Below are 4,230 nucleotides of genomic sequence, written 5' to 3'. Positions count from 1 at the left end.
CGATATGCTCCATGATCCCAGGTAAGAGGCAGCGCTCGCCATCGGAGATGCAGTCCACCTCCAGCTCTTTTCCCACAATATAACGGTCCACCAGAATCGGGGCCTTGGGCGAGACATCCACGGCGTACTTCATGTAGCTTGCCAGCTCCTCGTCGTTCTGGACAATCTCCATCGCCCGACCACCGAGAACGTAGCTAGGACGAACGAGACAGGGATAGCCAATCTCCCGTGCCACTTCAAGCGCCGCCTCGGGAGTCACCACCGCGCGGCCTTCCGGCTTTGGAATACCGAGCTTACGCAGGAGCTTCTCAAACTGCTCCCGGTCTTCCGCAAGATCAATCGAGTCCGCCGACGAGCCTAGAATCGTAACTCCTGCCTCGACAAGAGGACGGGCGAGGTTAATCGCGGTCTGCCCGCCGAACTGTACAATCACGCCCTCAATGGGCGCTTCACGGTCTATAACATTCAGGACATCTTCTGTGGTGAGCGGCTCGAAGTAGAGCTTGTCAGACGTGTCAAAGTCGGTGGAGACGGTCTCGGGGTTGTTGTTGAGGACAATCGCTTCGTAGCCCGCCTCACGCAGTGCCCAGACACAGTGAACTGTGCAGTAGTCAAACTCAATACCCTGACCGATACGAATCGGTCCCGACCCCAAAACCAGAATCTTTTTCTTCATGCAGACCTCAATAAAGTGGCCCGCCGCGCTGCCAGCCCCGCGAACCCTGACATTGTATCGTATGTCTGCTGGGGATCTTGCTTATAGTCTTGCGGCAGCCCAGCAGGCGGCCCCGACAATCCCGGCCTCGTTTTGAAGAGCCGCAGGGACAATCGGAGTGCGTAGGGAGAGAAGCGGGAAGAACTTGTCGGATTTCTTACTGACGCCACCGCCCACGATGATGAGATCCGGCCAGAAGAGATTCTCCACCATCGTCAGGTAGCGATTGACACGCTTGGCCCATTTTTCCCAAGACAGATCCTCGCGCTCACGGGCCGAGTCCGCGGCGTAGGTCTCGGCGTCCATTCCCTTGAGTTCTAAGTGACCCAGCTCAGTATTGGGGATGAGCTTGCCATCCAGAATCAGCGCGGTGCCGATTCCAGTGCCCAGAGTACACAGAAAAATCAGGCCGCCCTTGCCCTTGCCCTCGCCAAACGTCGCCTCCGCCAGCCCCGCGACATCGGCATCGTTGCCAATCGCAACCGGTGAGCAGCCCGTGGCTTCAGCGATCATCCCTGCGGCATCTTTTCCGATCCAGCTCTTGTCAATATTGGCCGCCGTCGAGACAGTTCCGTACTTCACCACGGCAGGAAACCCTACGCCAATGGGCCCCTTCCACTCAAAATGCGCGACGATCTGTGCCACGGTCGCCACCACCGCCTCAGGTGTCGCAGGCTGAGGTGTCTCCAATCGAAACCGCTCCCCGATCAGCTCACCGGTCGTCACGTCCACCGGGGCTCCTTTAATGCCTGTCCCCCCAATATCAATACCTAAAATAATCGTCGGTCTTACTGCCGCCGCTGTTGCTGTTGTTCGTCGTGCCATCGTGTCCTCCGAGGCTGTAGCTTCGGCAAAAAACTCATAGAATCCTTCTTGAGATCAGGAGAGATTATAGCCAACATCGTATTTTCCACAGTGATAAATCTTTGATATAGTGCCTTCTAACTCTGGCATGGGACGCCCCAGGCAGAGAGACAATGGAGAAAATTTATGCGATTTTTATCAGTTTTTTCAACAACCGTTCTATTGACCCTCACGGCTAGTGCGAGCTTTGCCGCAGATCCCGCTCCCACATGGCATGGCAATATTGCCCTGAACTTTGCCCAGATCAATACAGCGGCCAATACGCGCAACCTCACCCTCTTTGGGGCGGCCAAGCGCGAGACAAAAAATGCCACCACTACGCTGGATCAGACCTATGTCAATGCACGTCAAAAACCCAGTGGTTCTGGGGCGATTTTCACAACAACCGACGATTCCTGGATCGCCAATGGCAACCACAGCTTCAAGACTGGCCAGCGGACCAACGGCTTTGTCAATGCTCGTCTCCAGACCGACAAGATTCAGAAGCTTAACCTGCGCTCGATTCTCGGTGCGGGCCTCGGAGTTATGGTGCGCAAAACCGGTGTCATGAGCTTCAAGACAAGCCTTGGTGTGGCGGCGATTCGCGAAGACTTCAAGGGCCAGAGTGTGAGCAATAAGTTCTCGGGACAGTTCGGCTACAACTACACGCGCAAACTCCGTGAGGGCACCAACTTCACCAATGACTTTACGATCTACCCAAATCTCTCTAAAACAAGCGATAACTACTATGTTGCGCAGTTTAGCCTGGATCAGGCCCTCTCGGGGAACTTCTTTGCCAATATCCGCTACATCACAGACCGAACTAGTGTTCCCGCAGCCGGGACACCCAAGACCACCAGTCGTCTGATTTTCGGGCTGGGCACCAAGTTCTAAATGTTATAGGACTTGAAGAAAGCCCCTGTGTCGGGTACAACGCAGGGGCTTTTTATGCAACTGATCTCTACTTCTCTTGACTCTCACTGGGAGCTTGCCGAGCGTCTCCCGGCGGGCCGTGATCTCTCTCTTCTGACAGGTGGCGAGAAGCTCTGGCTCCCTGCTACCGTTCCTGGTCATGTCCACACGGATCTGGTAAAGGCAGGCGTTATCGCCGATCCCTTTGCCCGACTCGCCGAGTGGGGCGCACGCTGGGTAGATGAGTCGGACTGGACCTACCGTACGAGCTTCTTTGTCAGTGCGGAGCGCTTGGCGTCAAAAGGTGCCGATGGCAAGCACTTTCTGCACTTTAATGGCCTCGATACCCTGGCACGTGTGGAGCTCAATGGGAAGCACATCGGGCAGACAGACAACTACCACCGTGCATGGCGCTTCGATGTCACCGAGCTACTCAAAGACGGCGAGAACGAGCTACGGGTCGAGTTTGACTCCGCGCTGAGAGTGGGGCGAGAGAAGGCGGCTGCCTATATTGGAGCAGGCAATAGTGATCGTGGCAAGACAACCTATTTTAACTTCCCTCCCCGCGCTTTTATCCGTAAGCCGCAGTACATGTTTGGCTGGGACTGGGGACCAGAGCTGGTCTCGTGTGGCATCCACGGTCATGTTGAGCTGGTAACGGTGCCTCGGGCCGAGATTTTACACTGGAAGCTTGACTATAAATTTATCAGTCAAAGCGTCGTGGACATGGACTTCCATGTCACCGTTCGCAAGTATGATAGTCAGCCTCTGGTCGTCAAAGCCGTACTTTTTGCTTCCGGGGACACAACTCCCTCCAAAGTGTTAGAAGGCCCTCCCGGCGAGTACACCGTTCCTTTACACATCCATAGCTTTGTGACTGAGCGCTGGAACCCCAACGGCGTCGCTGGCCCGCGCAAGCGCCATCTGCTCAACCTGCGCCTGCTGGCTATTTCGGAAGATGACCACGACGAACCTGAGCCGATTCACCGCTTGGCCGCGTCGGTGGGCTTTCGCGAGATTGAGCTTGTGCAAGAACCTGATACGGATGGTGAGGGCGCGAGCTTTCAGTTCAAGGTCAACGGGCAGCCGCTTTTTGCCAAAGGGGCCAACTGGATCCCTGACCACAGCCTTCCCACGACGATTACCAAGACGCAGCTTCGGCAGCGGCTCACGGCAGCACACGAGGCAGGTTTCAATATGCTTCGTGTCTGGGGCGGCGGGCTCTACGAAAGTCAAGAGTTCTATAGCCTCTGTGACGAGCTCGGGATTTTGGTCTGGCAGGACTTTGGCTTTGCCTGCGCGACCTACCCTGATGATGACCCAGCGTTCGTGCAAAGTGTGCGCGAGGAGGCCATCGCCAATGTCCGTCGGCTTCGTCACCATCCCTGTCTGGCGCTCTGGTGCGGGGGCAATGAGAATGTCGAGCTACACCAGGGACGCTGGTCGGGCGCAGACCAGGCAACGAAGTTCTACGGCGAAAAACTGATTCTGGAGACGCTCCCGGGTGTTTTGGAGGCAGAAGACCCCCAGACTCCCTACTGGCCCAACTCGCCCTACGGTGGCGCGGACTGTCGGGACGAAAACAGCGGCGATAGCCACTACTGGAATGTCTGGCACTCCAAGGAGGCCGGTAGCAACGGCGACTGGGTTAACTACGAAAAGTGTGACACACGCTTCTCCAGTGAGTTTGGTTTCGCGGCACCTGCGGGATTGACAGCGTGGCAGTCGGCTCTTGCCCTTGAAGATCTGTCCGTTCGTTC

General features: G+C 56.3%; 4 protein-coding genes. 2 read left to right on the top strand and 2 right to left on the bottom strand.

All coding sequences use genetic code 11. The features are described 5' to 3' along the window. Together RMO15_RS05080 and ppgK are read right to left on the bottom strand one after the other, a co-directional pair. On the bottom strand, positions 1–655 hold a 655-nt coding region (locus RMO15_RS05080; protein ID WP_369016075.1), incomplete at its 3' end, for an ATP-grasp domain-containing protein. A 102-nt stretch (positions 656–757) separates the two neighbouring features. Next, positions 758–1,540: a polyphosphate--glucose phosphotransferase gene (gene ppgK / locus RMO15_RS05075; RefSeq protein ID WP_309708687.1), complete on the bottom strand. Its 783-nt coding sequence runs from the start codon at positions 1,538–1,540 to the stop codon at positions 758–760. Between the two features lie 165 nt (positions 1,541–1,705). On the opposite strand from ppgK, the gene RMO15_RS05070 reads away from it, so the two are divergent. Both RMO15_RS05070 and RMO15_RS05065 read left to right on the top strand, forming a co-directional pair. Next, positions 1,706–2,452 carry a DUF481 domain-containing protein gene (locus RMO15_RS05070; protein WP_309708685.1) on the top strand — a complete coding sequence of 249 codons (747 nt, stop codon included), beginning with the start codon at positions 1,706–1,708 and terminating at the stop codon, positions 2,450–2,452. A gap of 54 nt (positions 2,453–2,506) precedes the next feature. Further along, positions 2,507–4,230 (top strand): glycoside hydrolase family 2 TIM barrel-domain containing protein (locus RMO15_RS05065; protein WP_309708682.1); only part of this gene is annotated, 1,724 nt, incomplete at its 3' end.

This window comes from Armatimonas sp. (genome assembly GCF_031410135.1).
In the GTDB taxonomy this organism is placed as follows: domain Bacteria; phylum Armatimonadota; class Armatimonadia; order Armatimonadales; family Armatimonadaceae; genus Armatimonas.
The sequence above is the reverse complement of the archived record's forward strand: the minus strand, read 5'-3'. Positions and strand labels throughout refer to the sequence as shown.

Coding starts and splice junctions, on each gene's coding strand:
- ppgK (WP_309708687.1), bottom strand. CDS start 1,540: ATGGCACGACGAACAACAGCAACAGCGGCGGCAGTAAGACCGACGATT.
- RMO15_RS05070 (WP_309708685.1), top strand. CDS start 1,706: ATGCGATTTTTATCAGTTTTTTCAACAACCGTTCTATTGACCCTCACG.